The following is a 17,076-nucleotide window of genomic DNA, read 5'->3' on the forward strand; positions in this document are numbered from 1 at the left end:
TCCACAGAATCATACTCGGAAAAATTCCGCGGTATGATTCTGCTAATTATGTTAACTATTGGTTATTTTTCAATGTTTCCAATTCATGCCAACGATCAAAAGCAGCTTCTAATGCTCGCTCTTTGTCAGACAACTCAGTCAGTATTTTTTGGGTTACTACATGAGGCTGACTAAAAAAGTCAGGATCACTCACTTGAGACTGTAACTGATCAAGCTCTTCTTCCAATTTCTCCAGCAATGATGGTAATCGCTCTAACTCTCGTAATAAATGGTGGCTCATTTTGTTACGAGAATTTTTTGGCGGTTCCTTAATCTTTTCTACTTTAACTTCCGTTTGCAGTTTTTTCCCATTTTGCTGGCGCAACGATACAACCTGTTCGCGCTGTTGCTGAGCATCGTAATAACCACCAACATAATTATTGATCACACCATTACCTTCAAAAATCCAACATTCAGTCACAGAGTTATCAACAAATTGACGATCATGACTGACCAGCAATACAGTACCTGTATAATTGTCTACCAGCTCCTCCAGCAACTCTAATGTTTCCACATCCAGATCATTGGTTGGCTCATCAAGTACCAACAGATTACTGGGTTTTAGGAACAGACGCGCCAGTAATAACCGGTTCCTTTCACCACCAGAAAGCGCTTTAACCGGTGTCATTGCCCGCTTCGGATGAAACAGAAAGTCCTGCAAATAACCCAGAACATGACGAGGACGACCATTCACCATCACTTCTTGTTTACCTTCAGCCAGGTTATCCATTACAGTTCTTTCCGGATCAAGTGCTATCCGATGCTGATCAAAATAAGCAACTTCTAGTTTAGTACCACAATGAACACGGCCGCCATTAGATTGCAGCTCACCTAACATCAGTTTCAGTAAAGTTGTTTTGCCACAACCATTTGGTCCCACCAGTGCAATTTTATCCCCACGCTGAATTTGCGCACTGAAATTATTGACCAGCTTCTTTTCACCAATTTGATAGTTAACATTTTCCAGCTCAAAGACAATTTTGCCGGAACGACTCGCTTCTTCCATCTGTATTTTAGCGGTTCCCATGACTTCACGACGTTGTGAACGCTCAATACGTAATGCTTTCAATGCCCTGACGCGCCCTTCATTACGAGTACGACGCGCTTTAATCCCCTGACGAATCCACACTTCTTCCTGAGCCAACTTACGATCAAATTCAGCATTTTGCATCTCTTCCACACGCAATGCTTCTTCTTTGCCTTCTAGAAACTTATCGTAATTACCCGGCCACGACACTAACTTACCGCGATCTAAATCGACAATACGGGTTGCCATATTGCGAATAAATGAACGGTCATGGGAAATGAAAACAAGACTACCCTGAAAATCTTTCAGGAAATTTTCCAGCCATTCAATCGTATCGATATCCAGGTGGTTAGTTGGTTCATCAAGCAGCAAGACTTTTGGTGAACTAACCAACGCCCTCCCCAATGCCGCCTTACGCAACCAACCACCTGAAAGAGAAGAGAGCTTCGCTTCCGCAGGTAAAGAGAGCTGTTTCAATACGTCATTAATCCGGCTGTCCAGTGACCATAGCCCGCGGATATCCAGCACTTCCTGCAATTCTGCCAAGCGGTTGAGGTTTTTCTGATTCGGTTCTTGCTCCACCAGACGGGAAACCTGATGAAAAGATTTAATATATTCGGCCTGCTCCTGAACACCTTCAGCAACAAAATCAAAGACCGTCCCTTCCACATCGCGAGGAGGGTCCTGTTGTAAACGAGAAACAATCAGATCCTGTTCGTAAATAACTTGACCATCATCCAACGGCTGCTCTTTTGCCAATACCCGTAACAAAGTCGATTTTCCAGCACCATTACGACCAACCAGACAAACTCTTTCATTTTCTTCTATATGCAATTCTGCATTATCAAGTAATGGCGCATCACTGAACGCCAACCACGCACCAGATAAATTGATCAACGACATAGTAATTATTTTTCCTCACCAGCATGGCGTAATAGCCAGCAGTTGTGAATCTGACGGTTACGGGCAAAATCCTGCGACTGGGTTTTACTGGTGATCTCTTCTGCCACCAAGCCAACTTTCTCCAGCTCAGCAAAATCCATTTTAAAACCTCGTTTATTATTGGAGAACATCAGCGTTCCCCCACGACGCAACAAGCGTTTCAGCTGTTTCATCAAGATGATATGGTCGCGTTGTACATCAAATGCATCTTCCATTCGTTTAGAATTGGAGAAAGTCGGCGGATCAATAAAAATCAAATCAAACTGTTCACCGGCCCGAGCCAACCAAGCGAGACAATCGGCCTGAATCAACCGATGCTGACGCCCTGTTAATCCATTAGCCTGTAAGTTCCGCTCAGCCCATTCAAGATAAGTGCGAGACATATCAACCGTCGTTGTTGAACGCGCGCCTCCCAATCCAGCATGTACTGTCGCAGATCCGGTATAAGCAAACAGGTTCAGAAAATCTTTTCCTTCACTCATTTCACCTAGCATTTTCCGAGCAATACGATGATCAAGGAACAAGCCAGTGTCCAAATAGTCAGTTAAATTAACCCAAAATTTTGCGTCATACTCATTTACCAGAAAGAATTCCCGTTTTTCTGCCATTCTTTCATATTGGCTTTTTCCTTTCTGACGTTGACGAGTTTTAAGTATTAATTGATTCGATGTGAGCCCAAGAACTTGCATCGTTGCACTGATAACATCGAATAAACGCTGACGTGCTTTATTAGCATCAATACTTTTCGGCGGAGCATATTCCTGAATCACCACTTTATCCGCATAACGGTCAACAGCCACATTGTATTCTGGCAAATCAGCATCATACAGACGATAGCAATTAATCCCTTGCCGTTTCGCCCAGTTAGTTAATTTCTTTTCATTTTTGCGCAGGCGATTGGCATAATCTTCCGCCACATTCATCTCTGATGAGTGCGGTTTATCTGACAACTGATAATTTTTCTGCACGCAATCCAGTGGGCCGTTTTTAGCTTTAAACTCACGTTCAGCCCGTAATTGCAAACAACTCAGCAACTCAGGCGACGCACTGAATAGAGACAGACGCCAGCTAGGGAAACGGCTTTTCATTATCCGCCCAAACAAACTGTGTAGTGCAACCAATGCAGGTTCACTTTCCAAGCGCTCACCATAAGGTGGATTACTTAACACTGTTCCGACTGGGCCTTCTGGTAACGGATTTTCCAGACGACTAGCATCACCTTGCTGGAAAGTTATCAACTGTGCAACCCCTGCTCTACGAGCATTTGACCGAGCCATATCCAGCACTCTGCGATCAATATCAGAACCAACAAAACGAGAAGCTGTCTCCTGAAGACCTTTACGAAAGCGGATCTGCGCTTCTGTAGTCACCTCACGCCAAATCTCTTCATCATGTTGCAACCAGGCAATAAAGCCCCAGTGGTTACGATGCAGCCCAGGAGCACGATCAGCCGCCATCATTGCGGCTTCAATCAATAATGTGCCGGAACCACACATAGGATCGACCATCGGAGTACCAATCCGCCAGCCTGAACGTAGAATAATCGCAGCGGCCAGATTTTCTTTCAGTGGGGCTTGACCAGCAAGATCGCGATAACCTCGGATATGCAAACCATCACCACTCAAATCCAATGCAACACTGGCTTTCTCTTTATTCAAAAAAACATTAATGCGAATATCCGGTTGTTGCTTTGCCACATTAGGGCGTTGATCCAACTTACGAATAAAGCTATCGACAATGGCGTCTTTAACCTTGAGTGCGCCATATTGAGTATTCCGTATCTCTTCATTTGCGCCACTGAAATGCACAGAGAAAGTACTGCCTACCGAGAAAATCTGGCTCCAATCGATAGACTGAACGCCAAGATAGAGATCTAAATCGCTATAAACATTAAATTCGTTTAGCGGTAGCAAAATACGTGATGCCAGCCTGCTCCACATCAGACTTTTATACATCACTCTGCCATCACCTTGAAAATGAACTCCGCCTTGCACAATTTTGCATGATTGCGCTCCCAGCATTTCCAGTTCGTTCTTCAATAATTCTTCTAATCCACGCGCCGTGCTGGCAAACAGAGAGTTCATGTTACATATCACCAAAAAGAAAATTGTTACGCATTATAGCTAATCCAGGTGACATGTCATAAAGTTGAGCATGTAAAAAATGTTTCATGGAGATTAACGGATGATCACTCTGTCTCGCTTGTATACCCACCCGGTAAAGTCTATGCGTGGTTTGCAACTCTCCCATGCATTAGTCAGTGAAAGCGGCCTTATCTTTGATCGCAATTTTATGGTCACAACGACAGACGGGACTTTTATTACCGCCCGTAAATATCCTCAGATGTTGTTATTTACTCCAGCTATGTTCAATAACGGTATTTATCTGCGTGCGCCCAACGGAGAAAATGCCACCGTACTTTACAGTGATTTCCTACCTGAACAGCAGCCTACGGAAGTATGGGGCAACCATTTTACGGCCCTAATTGCACCAGAAACAATTAATCAATGGTTAAGTCGTTTCTTTGATATTCCAGTGCAATTACGCTGGTTAAGCCATAAATTAAGCCGCAGAGTAAAAAAACACCCTGACATTCCATTATCATTTGCTGATGGTTATCCATTTCTACTCATTAATGAAGCTTCATTTCATTTATTACAACAACGTTGTCCGGCCAGTATTAAATTAGAGCAATTTCGTCCAAATATTGTTATTACTGGTACTGAAGCATTTGCAGAAGACAATTGGCAATCAATTCAGATTGGCGATGTTATTTTTGATTTGCCCAAACCCTGTAGCCGCTGTATTCTGACAACCGTCAGCATTGATAAAGGCATTAAAAATTCCAACGGAGAGCCATTAGCGACATTGCAATCATTCCGTACAGCAGAAAATGGTGATGTCGATTTTGGTCAGAATCTCACTGCCCGTTCGAGTGGTATTATTAGAATCGGAGATAATGTCACTATATTAGCTAAAAAAGATCCGCGTAAATATGGCAGTGGCGAAAAAGCTGAAGATATTGATTTACCAAAAATAAATGAGCAATCTGTCACTATTGAATATAATGGGAAAACCTTTACAGGTAATAATCAACAAATCATTTTAGAACAACTGGAACAACAAGGAATTAAAGTACCCTACTCATGTCGGGCGGGAATATGTGGATGCTGTAAACTTTCTTTAATTAAGGGCGAGGTTTCTCCTTTAAAAGCCACGGCGATTAAAAACGACGGTCATATTTTAGCTTGCTGTTGTATTCCAAAGAGCAACCTTATTCTTAATAATAGCGAAGAATAGATCTTTAAATTAAAATCAAACTAACGTGCCATAAATTGGCACGTTGAACGCCAATTCCTCTATCCTTCCTTCCCATTGTGGCGCTAACACCGCTTAAAAGGGGAGGAAATCAATAAATTTTATAAATCAATCACAACGGTGATTGTTATAACGAATTTATTATTACAATAATGAATTAATTATTACCATAATGAATTTATAACTACTGTCATAAAATGATTACACTCTAACAGGAGCTTAAGTCACTCAGAAAAAACACCAAAGGAGTAAGTCATGGCACGTATTGTCATTGCAGCGGTCGCAACCCCTGGACATGTCTATCCAATGTTAAAGGTCGCTCAATCACTAATAGCACAAGGACATCAGGTAACCGTATTTACCGGTGCATTATTTCGCCAACAGGTAGAAACTTTAAGCGCGCAATTTGTCCCTTTTGATGAACAGATAGACTTTGACTATCGTCATTTAGAACAGCGTTTCCCCGACCGTGCCCAACTTCCTCCGGGAAATGTACAAATGGCACTGGCATTCAAAAATTTCTTCTCAGCTCCAATCCCAGTTCTTGACCGCCAATTACGGCAGATTATCCGTGAACAACAAGCAGATCTGCTTATAGCCGAGAACTGCTTTTATGGCATATTACCCTTGCTACAAGAAGAAAAAACCCATCGTCTTCCAGTGATAGTCATTGGCATAACACCTTTGGCTTACTCTTCGAAAGATTCAATTTTCTGGGGGCCACGTATCCCACCTGCGGTATTACCACCAGAATTGACACATGAACAACTCGTAGATGAAACCAACCAGCAACTCATAGCCGAAGTACAAGATAGCTTCAATGACGCATTAGTTCAGTCAGGAAGCTCTGCGTTAACCAGACCTTTCAACGATGAAGTGATTATCAGTGCTGATCGCTTTTTGCAACTCTCAACCCTGGCATTTGAATACCCACGAGAAGGGTTGCCTGATACAGTCCATTTTATTGGCCCCCTTCCTAATCCTGCACCGACAACAACATCACCTCAATTATGGGAGGAAGATGATCCACGTCCATTGGTTATAGTTACTCAGGGTACTATCTCCAATACCGATTTAAATCAGTTGATTCTCCCCACATTGCACGCACTGGCTACATTACCAATACGTATATTGGCAACCACCGGTGGCAGATCGGTAGAAACACTGAGTAAAGATCTACCCGAAAATGCACGCATTGAAGAATTTATTTCATTTGAGCACTGGCTGCCAAAAGCTTCATTACTAATATCCAACGGAGGTTATGGAACCATCAATTATGCTCTCAGCCACGGGACTCCGTTACTCATTGCAGATGCAGGAGAAGGCAAGCAGGAAGCAGCTTTTCGTGTTGTATGGGCTGGATGCGGAACTAATCTGGATACAGCACACCCCACTGAATTTCAACTTAAGCAAACAGTGGAAAATATGCTGAGTACAGACTTGTTTAAACAACGTGCGCAAATTGTCCAAAAAGATTACGCAAGACATGATGCATTAGCAGCAATATCCCGTCACGTAGAACAATTAATTCTTGAATAAAGCCGCAGTAACCAAACCCTAGATACCTTCGTCTTTCCTCTCCATTTTAGTGCTAACACAGACTAAAAGGGGGAGGAAATCGGCATATGTCATAACTTCATAAAAAATAAATTACAGTGATTATTGTCATGATAAATTATTATTACTACAATGAATTTGTAACAGTAATCATGAAATGATCACACCCTGAGTCAGGAGCTAACTAGCGTAATTAAATCAAAACAGTACAAAGGAGTAAGTTATGGCACGAATTGTCATTGCAGCGGTCGCAACGCCCGGGCATGTCTATCCGATGTTAAAAGTAACTCAATCACTGATAGCACAAGGACATCAGGTAACTGTATTCACCGGCGCATTATTTCGCCAACAGGTAGAAGATTTAAATGCAACATTTATCCCCTTCGATGAGCAGATAGACTTTGATTACCGCCACTTAAAACAACGTTTTCCTGATCGAGCGCACCTTCCTCCAGGAAATCTACAAATGGCGCTAGCGTTTAAAGATTTCTTCTGTACCCCAATCCCATTCCTTGACCGCCAACTACAACAAATCATCCATGAACAGCAAGCAGAACTCCTTATAGCCGAGAACTGTTTCTATGGCATATTGCCACTGCTGCAAAAAGAAAAAACTCATCGCCTTCCAGTGATCATAATTGGCATAACGCCTCTGGCTTACTCTTCGAAAGATTCAATTTTCTGGGGACCACGTATTCCCCCCGCATTACTACCATCAGAGTTGACACATGAACAACTCGTGGATGAGGAAACACGACAACTAATAACCGAAGTTCAGAATAGCTTCAATGACGCATTAACTCAGGCGGGATGCGCTACGTTAACCAGATTTTTCAATGATGAAGTCATTTTGGGTTCTGATCGCTTTTTGCAACTTTCAACCCTGGCATTTGAGTACCCACGAGAAGAATTGCCTGATACAGTCCATTTTATTGGCCCTCTCCCCAACCCCGCTCCGATAACAGAATCACCGCAATTATGGGAAGAAGATGATCCACGCCCATTGGTTATAGTCACTCAGGGCACCATGTCTAATACTGATCTAAACCAGTTAATTCTCCCCACATTGCGTGCACTGGCTACATTACCTGTGCGTGTATTAGCAACCACCGGTGGTAGTTCAATAGAAATACGGCCAGAAAACATACCTGACAACGCATATATCGAAGAATTTATCTCATTTGAGCACTGGCTGCCAAAAGCTTCATTGCTAATATCCAACGGGGGTTATGGAACCATTAATTACGCCCTCAACCACGGTACACCAGTACTCATTGCCGATACGGGAGAAGGTAAACAGGAAACAGCGTTTCGCGTCGTATGGGCTGGATGCGGTATTAATCTGGATACAGCACAACCAACGGAATCTCAGCTTAAGCAGACAGTGGAAAATATGCTGCGTACAAATTTGTTTAAACAGCGGGCACAAATCATCCAAGATGATTACGCCAGTCACGACGCATTGGCAGCAATATCCCATCACGCAGAACAATTAATCTTCGAAAATCGTGCTAATTAACTTCATTATATCTCCTCCCCATCTCAAAGCTAATGCTATCCAGAGGGGAGGGAATTATTAAAATACTTCTTATCTATTTTTCACACCAACTTCAAACGAGTAAGCTATAGCTATTACTATAACGAACAAGTTTCTGTGATAATAGCCAACAGGAAACAGGAAACAGGAAACAGGAAACAGGAAACAGGAAACAGGAAACAGGAAACAGGAAACAGGAAAAGAATAACTTACTCATAATCAGATGAGAAGATGTGAATGCGGTAAAATTTCCTCAGATGATAAAGAACAATTTTCTCAATTAAAAACAGTGATTATCTTCTGGCTTGTCGTTCTATTTTCAAAAAATGATTTTACTCTTTGGAAATCACGGAACAATGGGATCTTAAACCTAGATCAAACCGCGGTGCCATAAATTGGCATACAAACAGGTTCTACAAATGGCATCAATCGATCATTCATAATCTTAATTGGATCGCAAAAACTCATTACCCGATCGGATAACGTTAATTGTGGTTGAGCTAACAGACAAAGGCTCGCGCTATCTCCAGCTTCTACGACCAAGAATACAGCATCTGTCCCGCAATCCTGGAGCCGTACCTGAATTAGCTCGCCTTGTACCGGCTTTTCTATCATGGCAAAACGGGAAAAATACCAGCTTCTTGGCATCTGCGGCTTAATAAAGCGGAAAGCCACTAACGCATTAAGAATTAATTCAGCCCTGGATTCATCTGAAATATTAATTTGGCGTGTCTGTTCTTCAAAACAATAATAAAGCGTCGCATCTTCTACAGAGAACGAAGTTTCTCCCATTGCATAGGGTGTCAGCATCTTCGCAGGAAAACAGGAACGAAAAACCATACCATTAGACAGGTCGAGCATTACACGGTCATGGTCAGTATCAAAATACCAGCGCCATTGGTCATCGGGTTTAATGTTCATGAGTTATCCTTTTATGCCAGAAAAACTTACATCGCCAAACAGATTGTAAATAACTTGCCCGCTATTCAGTGAAATAAGCCCTGCCATAATTAAAAGACACGTGAAGATACAGATAAAATTTAGATGTTCAGAGCAAATATAGATGAGTTGGGGGCAAAAATAAACCCCCAATGATAAATTAACAGCAAGATTTAGATATGATTGACGATATCTTTGATTAATTTTGGACCATAATAGATAAATCCAGAGAAAATCTGTATCAAAGAAGCCCCCGCCGCTATTTTTTCTCTGGCAGAGACAAGTGAATCTATTCCACCAACACCGATAATGGGAATTTTACCGCTTAATTCCTGAGAGAGCTGATGAATAATCTCTGTACTACGCAACTGGACCGGCCGACCACTTAACCCACCAACTTGTTGGCAATAGTTAAGTCCTTCAACTAATCTCTTGTCTAACGTTGTATTAGTTGCAATAGCACCATCGATATTATGACGAATTAAACTATCTGCAATTTGAATCAACTCTTCTTGAGAAAGGTCTGGCGCAATTTTTACCGCAACAGGGACATATTTCTGGTATTTTTGTTGAAGTTCACTCTGTTTATTTTTAATCGCCGATAATAGATCATCCAACGCTTCGCCGTATTGAAGCGTTCTTAAGCCAGGTGTGTTAGGTGAAGAGATATTAATTGTGATATAGCCAGCATGAGGATAAACTTTATCCATGCAGATTAAATAATCATCTTTCCCATGCTCTACTGGCGTATCTTTATTTTTGCCAATATTGATCCCAATAACTCCGCCATATTTTGCCTTTTTGACATTCTCTACCAGGTTATCAACACCAAGATTATTGAAGCCCATACGGTTAATTAACCCTTCTGCTTCAACGATACGGAATAATCTCGGCTTATCATTTCCTGCCTGAGCGCGTGGGGTTACGGTGCCAATTTCAATAAAACCAAATCCCATTGCGCCAAATGCATCAATACAATCGCCATCTTTATCAAGGCCCGCGGCCAGACCGAGGGGATTTTTAAATGACAGGCCCATACAAGTAACAGGCTTCGTCGCAACTGACTGGCGGATCAGGAACTCAAAAGGACTACCGGTAATACGCTTAAGCTGGCGGAAGGTTAATTCGTGCGCCCGTTCCGGATCAAGTTGGAACAACGCTTTCCTGACTAGTGGGTAGCACATAATTCTGAACCTATTAATTAATTTATAAACATTAAATTATAAAAGTAAAACTATACACATTCATGTGCCACTTAGAAATTTTTGAACTAAAAAACGCTCATTTTTAATCCTAAAAATATTTCGGCAGGTAGAGTAACCGAATAATATGGGATGAATCTACAGAAATATGCTAATTAGGCGCAAATCTCTCCTAGATGTTGCGCGTGAAAGTCGGGAAAATGCATTGATATAACAAGAATACACTGGTGACTACAATCGTTGACTTTTACTTTGCTTCTCTCGAACAACTCAAAGGGGGGTAAACCAATGGATGCTCTTTAATATCTTGAGCAATTTTCATACTACAAGTATCAAGCATCAACCAATAAAAATGTATTTCAATGCCGCAATAACAACAGCAATACCAACTGCTAATGTCAGTTTCTTAATCCAATCTAAATCTGTTTTTATAGTACCAATATCGGTTTTAATGCTCTCAGTGGCAACTGTTAGATCTGCTTTGGCGACAACTACTTATGTTTTGCAGTTCTGTAATAACTTCAACGATTTTTTCAGACTGCTCATCGTTAAAACCAGACGCTTTGAGTGCCTTAACTGCTGTATGTGTATCCATTGTAAGTATTTACTTCCAACCCAATGCTTGCAACAAGAAATTGATTATCCAGAGGATAAATTGGAAAAAATATCGGGCTAAATAACCATTAGCCCGATAACTTGATAATCCAATAAAATAGTTATCAGCTTTCTAATGCCTTGGTAATTTTTTCAAACAGATCACCAGACAAATTTTCCAATGCTTTCAACTGTTCCAACGCACTACGCATCATGTTTTGACGTTTTTCATCATAACGTTTCAGGCGAATCAGCGGTTCAATCAAACGAGAAGCAACCTGTGGGTTACGGCTGTTAAGATCAGTCAAAATTTCTACCAGGAATTGATAACCACTGCCATCTTCAGCATGGAATGCAACTGGATTATTAACAAATGTTCCAATCAGAGCACGCACCCGGTTTGGGTTACTGATACTAAATGAACGATGATTCAGAAGATTACGCACATTAGCCAGCACATCTGCCGCCGGGCTACTTGCCTGTAAGCTAAACCATTTATCCATCACCAGACCATCCTGATGCCATCGATCATCAAATTCCGCCATGAGTTGATCACAGCAAGGCAACTCTGCCAGCACCGAGCCAGATAATGCCGCCAGTGCATCAGTCATATTGTCAGATTGATGATATTGATTTGATACCACTTTATCGGCCTGCTCTTGATGACCAAAAGCCAGATAATATAGACAAATATTACGCAGAGAGCGCTGAGCAATATCCTGATGAGCGACACGGTATGCACCGATATTGATAGCGTTATAAACCACCGCAAACTCATCAGCCATTTCCTGAGCCAAAGTACGAGTGATTACATCCAGAACTTCATGAATCGCTTTAGGATCGATAATCGCAAACAGCTCCGCCATCTCACTTTCTGATGGTAAAGTCAGAATATGAGCCGCCAGAGCCGGATCAATTTCTTCATCCAATAATACCGCTCGGAAAGCATCCACCACATGCATTGGCAATTCGATCGGCTGCTTCTGCTGATAACGGATAACGTTCAATTTGATATAGTTTGCCATCAGCGACTGAGCCGCATCCCAACGTGAAAACGCATTGCGAGCGTGTTTCATCAGGAATGCCAATTGCTGATCACTGAATGTGTAATCCAGTTTCACCGGCGCTGAGAATTCCCGTAATAAAGAGGGAACCGGCAGTGACGGCACATCATCAAATACAAACGTCTGCTCTGCATTAGTCACATTCAATACATGGTGAACCGGTTGACCATCATAACGTAGCGGAATAACATGACCTTTACTGTCATATAACTCAATATCCAGAGGAATATGCAGAGGCAGTTTCTCTTTTTGATCAGCGGTAGGTGGTGTCATCTGACTGACATACAACTTATATTGCTGCTTTTCTGCATCATATTCGTCGCGAACTGTCAGTACGGGAGTACCAGACTGGCTATACCAACGACGGAAAAGTGACAAATCCACATTTGACGCATCCTCCATTGCCTGAACAAAATCATCACATGTTGCAGCACTGCCATCATGGCGATGAATATAAAGCTGCATCCCTGCCTGGAATCGCTCTTCACCTAGCAAGGTATGAATCATACGAATAACTTCCGCGCCCTTCTCATACACAGTCAGGGTATAGAAATTATTCATCTCAATCACTTTATCCGGGCGAATTGGATGGGCCATTGGGCTGGCGTCTTCCGCAAACTGTGCCGAACGCATCACTCGCACATTATTAATACGATTAACAGAGCGAGAGCCAAGATCAGAGCTAAATTCCTGATCACGGAATACCGTCAACCCCTCTTTTAAGCTCAATTGGAACCAATCGCGGCAAGTAATGCGATTCCCAGTCCAGTTATGGAAATATTCGTGGCCGATCACAGCTTCTATATTAAGGTAATCTCTATCAGTCGCAGTTTCAGACTTCGCCAGCACATATTTGGAGTTAAAGACATTCAGCCCTTTATTCTCCATAGCGCCCATGTTAAAGAAATCCACCGCGACAATCATATAAATATCGAGGTCATACTCAAGGCCAAAACGGGTTTCATCCCACTTCATAGAATTTTTCAGGGAAGTCATCGCCCAATCAGCTCGATCGAGATTGCCACGATCAACAAACAGCTCCAATGCAACTTCACGGCCGCTACGCGTCGTAAAAGTATCGCGCAACACATCAAAATCACCCGCGACCAGAGCAAACAGATAACATGGTTTCGGGAATGGATCTTGCCATTTCACCCAATGACGCCCATCATCGGTTTCTCCCTGCTCAACCCGATTACCGTTTGAAAGCAGATACGGATACTTGGCTTTATCGGCTGTGATACGCGTGGTAAAACGAGCCAATACATCAGGACGATCGAGATAGTAAGTAATATGGCGGAACCCTTCTGCTTCACACTGGGTACAAAGCGCATCACCAGAAACATACAGACCTTCCAGCGCCGTATTGTTCGATGGATGGATCTCATTAACAATTTTCAAAGTAAACTGAGCCGGCAACTGTTCAATGACCAGCGTCCCCTCCTGTTCACGATAATGCGCCCACGGTTGACCGTTCACATGAAGACTTTTCAGTGTCAAGTCTTCACCATCCAACACTAATGGCGTTATTTCGTGACTCAGACGTTTTATTTGGCTGATTGCAGTGATTTCCGTGTTATCGGCATCAAGATTAAAATCGAGTTCAATATCAGAAATCGTATAGTCGGGAGCGCGATAATCCCGGCGGTACTTAGCTTGTCGCTGTTGTGTCATAAGAAACCTTTTTATTTCATGCCTGATGGAATTAATTCAATACCAAGCCTTACGCTGCCATAGAAAGAGGTTGAATTTCAAGAGTGAATAACGCACCTTCTGACGTTAAACATTCATTAAGAACGAGTATGATGTTGTGTAAGGAATATGTTTATTCTTTGGTGCTTGTCATCACCTAATGATCAAATAACATGATAATATTTGACCAAAGGCCCTGTTTAGCTTCGATATTTTGGTGAACTATATGATGTTATGTGACTTCAATAACAAAATAATCTCGGTATACTCTTCCCACTTTATCGATTTAGCTAATACGAATACGCTCCGTGAGGATGCATAACGCGCTATGACACTAGACGCTACCCCAATTATAAAATCACTGCTTGATACTGACGCTTATAAACTTCATATGCAACAAGCAGTGTATCACCGCTACAGCCACATGCCTGTTGTTGCAGAGTTTCGCTGCCGCGGCGATGAATTGCTAGGTGAATATGCCACAGAATTACGCTATCAAGTTAATACGATGGCTGATTTGGCATTAACCGATGCTGAATTTAATTACCTTTCCAGTCTGCCTTTTTTCAAGGCTGATTATCTGGATTGGTTAAAAACTTTTCGTTTTAACCCACAACAAGTCAATATTTCTGTTACAGAGGGTGGCCAATTAGCTATCCGTATTTCAGGATTATGGCATGAAGTCATTATGTGGGAAGTTCCACTACTGGCGCTAATTAGTGAATTAGTTCATCGCTATCACTCACCAGATAATGCAGTGGAAAACGCAGTTAATCAGCTACGCAAGTTGATCAAACTGTTCTATCAAAATGCTGAAAATGAAGGAATCGATCTCTCCAGTTTCAAACTGATGGATTTCGGTACACGCCGCCGTTTCTCACACTGTGTTCAACACGCTATCGTCAGTGAGCTGCAACAGCATTTCCCTTATTTGATTGGCACTAGCAATTATCAACTTGCACAACAGCTTGGACTCCCTCCGGTTGGTACGCAGGCTCATGAGTGGTTTCAAGCTCATCAGCAAATCAGCCCGGATCTGGCTAGCAGTCAACGAGAAGCATTACAGAGTTGGCTGAAAGAATATCCTAACCAGTTAGGTATTGCCTTGACCGACTGTATTACAATGGACGCTTTCCTACGGGACTTTGATGCCCAGTTTGCCAAAAGTTATCAAGGCTTACGCCATGATTCGGGCGATCCCGTTCAATGGGGTGAGAAAGCGATCGCCCATTATCAAAAACTGGGTATCGACCCAATGACAAAAACGCTGGTGTTCTCTGACAGCTTGGATTTCCAAAAAGCGCTAGCGCTCTATCGTCATTTCCACAACAGAATAAACCTGATTTTCGGTATCGGTACGCAACTCACCTGTAATATTCCAGGGGTTAAGCCACTGAATATCGTCATAAAACTTGTTGAATGTAATGGCAAACCAGTCGCAAAGCTTTCAGATAGCCCCGGCAAAACCATTTGTGAAGATAACGAGTTTGTTAACAGGCTACGTGCAGCTTTTGATATACCTCAGGTTAAACAAGCTTGTTAACCCAAGTTTCATGCCAAAATACCCCTGTGCTGCTGGCAGATAACGCAGCAGCACATCTGAAAAGGGCCTTTCCCCTCTATTTCACCGTTTAAATTGATGATTTCCTCTTGTTTCCTGAAACAGGGCAAGTAACATAGAACAAGTTGCCCCTTGTGGGGATATTCAATTTCACAAACCTGAACTGATATATAAAGAAGAGAGAAATCTATGAGCGTAGCGCCTGTAGTCGACGTACTGCAAGGCCGGGTTGCGGTTGATAGTGAAGTCACCGTTCGCGGCTGGATACGTACAAGGAGAGATTCTAAAGCTGGCATCTCTTTCCTCGCCGTCTATGACGGTTCCTGCTTTAATCCATTACAGGCCGTCGTTAATAATAATTTGCCTAATTATCAGGATGAAATTCTGCATTTAACTACCGGCTGTTCTGTCGAAGTAACAGGGACAGTCGTTGCTTCCCCAGGCCAAGGGCAGAATTTTGAACTACAAGCGACCCAAGTCGTGGTGATCGGCATGGTTGAAGATCCTGATACCTACCCAATGGCCGCGAAACGCCACAGTATTGAATACCTGCGTGATGTCGCTCACCTGCGCCCACGCACCAACCTGATTGGCGCCGTTGCTCGTATGCGCCATACTCTTGCTCAAGCATTACACCGTTTCTTCCATGAAAATGGTTACTTCTGGGTTTCCACCCCGTTGATTACGGCTGCTGATACAGAAGGCGCCGGCGAAATGTTCCGCGTCTCTACGCTGGATCTGCAAAATCTGCCGTTAACTGACAAAGGTGAAGTGGATTTCAACCAAGATTTTTTTGGCCGCGAAGCTTTTCTGACCGTATCCGGGCAATTGAACGGTGAAGCATATGCTTGTGCATTAAGCAAAGTTTACACATTTGGTCCGACCTTCCGTGCTGAAAACTCTAATACCAGCCGCCATCTGGCGGAATTCTGGATGCTTGAACCGGAAATCGCCTTCGCCAGCCTTAACGATGCCGCTTCACTGGCTGAAAATATGCTGAAATATGTTTTCAAAGCCGCATTGGCAGAGCGCGCTGATGATCTACAATTCTTTGCTGAACGCGTAGATAAAGATGTTATCACCCGCCTGGAAAAGTTTGTCAATTCTGACTTTGCTCAGATTGATTACACCGATGCCATTGAAATTCTGCAAAACTGCGGCCAAAAATTTGAAAACCCAGTCTTCTGGGGAGTTGACCTCTCTTCAGAACACGAACGTTATCTGGCCGAGAAACATTTCCAAGCTCCGGTTGTCGTGAAAAACTATCCAAAAGATATTAAAGCCTTCTATATGCGAATGAACGACGACGGTAAGACTGTCGCGGCAATGGATGTACTTGCACCGGGCATTGGTGAGATTATCGGCGGCTCACAACGTGAAGAGCGTCTGGATATGCTGGATAAACGTATGGAAGAGATGGGGCTTAATAAAGAAGATTACTGGTGGTACCGTGATCTGCGCCGTTATGGTACCGTACCTCACTCAGGGTTCGGACTGGGCTTTGAACGCTTGGTTGCTTACGTGACTGGTGTGCCAAATGTACGCGATGTCATCCCATTCCCGCGCACGCCAAGAAGCGCAAACTTCTAATGATTGCGTAAAAC

10 protein-coding genes are annotated in these 17,076 nt (G+C 42.8%); 5 read left to right on the forward strand and 5 right to left on the reverse strand.

The genetic code is table 11. From position 1 onward, the window contains the following. Positions 1 to 55: 55 nt before the first annotated feature. Positions 56 to 1,969 carry an ABC transporter ATP-binding protein gene (locus tag BA1DRAFT_RS10985; protein ID WP_036778870.1) on the reverse strand — a complete coding sequence of 638 codons (1,914 nt, stop codon included), beginning with the start codon at positions 1,967 to 1,969 and terminating at the stop codon, positions 56 to 58. Positions 1,970 to 1,974: 5 nt separating this feature from the next. Then, positions 1,975 to 4,092: a bifunctional 23S rRNA (guanine(2069)-N(7))-methyltransferase RlmK/23S rRNA (guanine(2445)-N(2))-methyltransferase RlmL gene (gene rlmKL, locus BA1DRAFT_RS10990; RefSeq protein ID WP_036778873.1), complete on the reverse strand. Its 2,118-nt coding sequence runs from the start codon at positions 4,090 to 4,092 to the stop codon at positions 1,975 to 1,977. A 100-nt stretch (positions 4,093 to 4,192) separates the two neighbouring features. Between rlmKL and BA1DRAFT_RS10995 the strand changes: the two genes are divergently transcribed. The 3 genes from BA1DRAFT_RS10995 (at position 4,193) to BA1DRAFT_RS11005 (ending at position 8,402) form a co-directional block, all read left to right on the forward strand. After that, positions 4,193 to 5,308, forward strand: a complete 1,116-nt coding sequence (locus BA1DRAFT_RS10995) for a YcbX family protein (RefSeq protein WP_036778875.1) — start codon at positions 4,193 to 4,195, stop codon at positions 5,306 to 5,308. A gap of 273 nt (positions 5,309 to 5,581) precedes the next feature. Then, complete coding sequence (locus tag BA1DRAFT_RS11000) at positions 5,582 to 6,865, forward strand: glycosyltransferase (RefSeq protein ID WP_082303669.1); 1,284 nt, start codon at positions 5,582 to 5,584, stop codon at positions 6,863 to 6,865. A gap of 241 nt (positions 6,866 to 7,106) precedes the next feature. Beyond that, entirely contained in the window at positions 7,107 to 8,402 is a 1,296-nt protein-coding gene (locus BA1DRAFT_RS11005; protein ID WP_082303670.1) for a glycosyltransferase, read from the forward strand. 393 nt (positions 8,403 to 8,795) lie between these two features. Here the strand turns inward: BA1DRAFT_RS11005 and BA1DRAFT_RS11010 are convergent, their stop codons facing one another. The 3 genes from BA1DRAFT_RS11010 to pepN form a co-directional block, all read right to left on the reverse strand. Beyond that, positions 8,796 to 9,341 (reverse strand): cell division protein ZapC, encoded by a 546-nt coding sequence (locus tag BA1DRAFT_RS11010; protein WP_036778877.1) that lies wholly within the window; start codon positions 9,339 to 9,341, stop codon positions 8,796 to 8,798. A gap of 191 nt (positions 9,342 to 9,532) precedes the next feature. Next, positions 9,533 to 10,543, reverse strand: a complete 1,011-nt coding sequence (gene pyrD / locus BA1DRAFT_RS11015; RefSeq protein ID WP_036778879.1) for a quinone-dependent dihydroorotate dehydrogenase — start codon at positions 10,541 to 10,543, stop codon at positions 9,533 to 9,535. A 737-nt stretch (positions 10,544 to 11,280) separates the two neighbouring features. Further along, on the reverse strand, positions 11,281 to 13,893 hold the full coding sequence (gene pepN / locus BA1DRAFT_RS11020) for an aminopeptidase N (protein ID WP_036778882.1): 2,613 nt from the start codon (positions 13,891 to 13,893) through the stop codon (positions 11,281 to 11,283). A 346-nt stretch (positions 13,894 to 14,239) separates the two neighbouring features. Here pepN and pncB point away from each other — a divergent pair, with 346 nt between their 5' ends. After that, on the forward strand, positions 14,240 to 15,454 hold the full coding sequence (gene pncB, locus BA1DRAFT_RS11025) for a nicotinate phosphoribosyltransferase (RefSeq protein WP_036778885.1): 1,215 nt from the start codon (positions 14,240 to 14,242) through the stop codon (positions 15,452 to 15,454). Between the two features lie 207 nt (positions 15,455 to 15,661). Next, positions 15,662 to 17,062, forward strand: coding sequence for an asparagine--tRNA ligase (gene asnS, locus BA1DRAFT_RS11030; RefSeq protein WP_036778887.1), 1,401 nt, complete (start codon positions 15,662 to 15,664; stop codon positions 17,060 to 17,062). Positions 17,063 to 17,076 lie beyond the last annotated feature (14 nt).

Source organism: Photorhabdus aegyptia, assembly GCF_000612035.1.
In the GTDB taxonomy this organism is placed as follows: domain Bacteria; phylum Pseudomonadota; class Gammaproteobacteria; order Enterobacterales; family Enterobacteriaceae; genus Photorhabdus; species Photorhabdus akhurstii.

Excerpts from the sequence above, each read along its gene's own strand:
- BA1DRAFT_RS11010 (WP_036778877.1), bottom strand. The coding sequence starts at position 9,341 with ATGAACATTAAACCCGATGACCAATGGCGCTGGTATTTTGATACTGAC.
- BA1DRAFT_RS10995 (WP_036778875.1), top strand. The coding sequence starts at position 4,193 with ATGATCACTCTGTCTCGCTTGTATACCCACCCGGTAAAGTCTATGCGT.
- pyrD (WP_036778879.1), bottom strand. The coding sequence starts at position 10,543 with ATGTGCTACCCACTAGTCAGGAAAGCGTTGTTCCAACTTGATCCGGAA.
- asnS (WP_036778887.1), top strand. The coding sequence starts at position 15,662 with ATGAGCGTAGCGCCTGTAGTCGACGTACTGCAAGGCCGGGTTGCGGTT.
- BA1DRAFT_RS11000 (WP_082303669.1), top strand. The coding sequence starts at position 5,582 with ATGGCACGTATTGTCATTGCAGCGGTCGCAACCCCTGGACATGTCTAT.
- pncB (WP_036778885.1), top strand. The coding sequence starts at position 14,240 with ATGACACTAGACGCTACCCCAATTATAAAATCACTGCTTGATACTGAC.
- BA1DRAFT_RS10985 (WP_036778870.1), bottom strand. The coding sequence starts at position 1,969 with ATGTCGTTGATCAATTTATCTGGTGCGTGGTTGGCGTTCAGTGATGCG.
- BA1DRAFT_RS11005 (WP_082303670.1), top strand. The coding sequence starts at position 7,107 with ATGGCACGAATTGTCATTGCAGCGGTCGCAACGCCCGGGCATGTCTAT.
- pepN (WP_036778882.1), bottom strand. The coding sequence starts at position 13,893 with ATGACACAACAGCGACAAGCTAAGTACCGCCGGGATTATCGCGCTCCC.
- rlmKL (WP_036778873.1), bottom strand. The coding sequence starts at position 4,092 with ATGAACTCTCTGTTTGCCAGCACGGCGCGTGGATTAGAAGAATTATTG.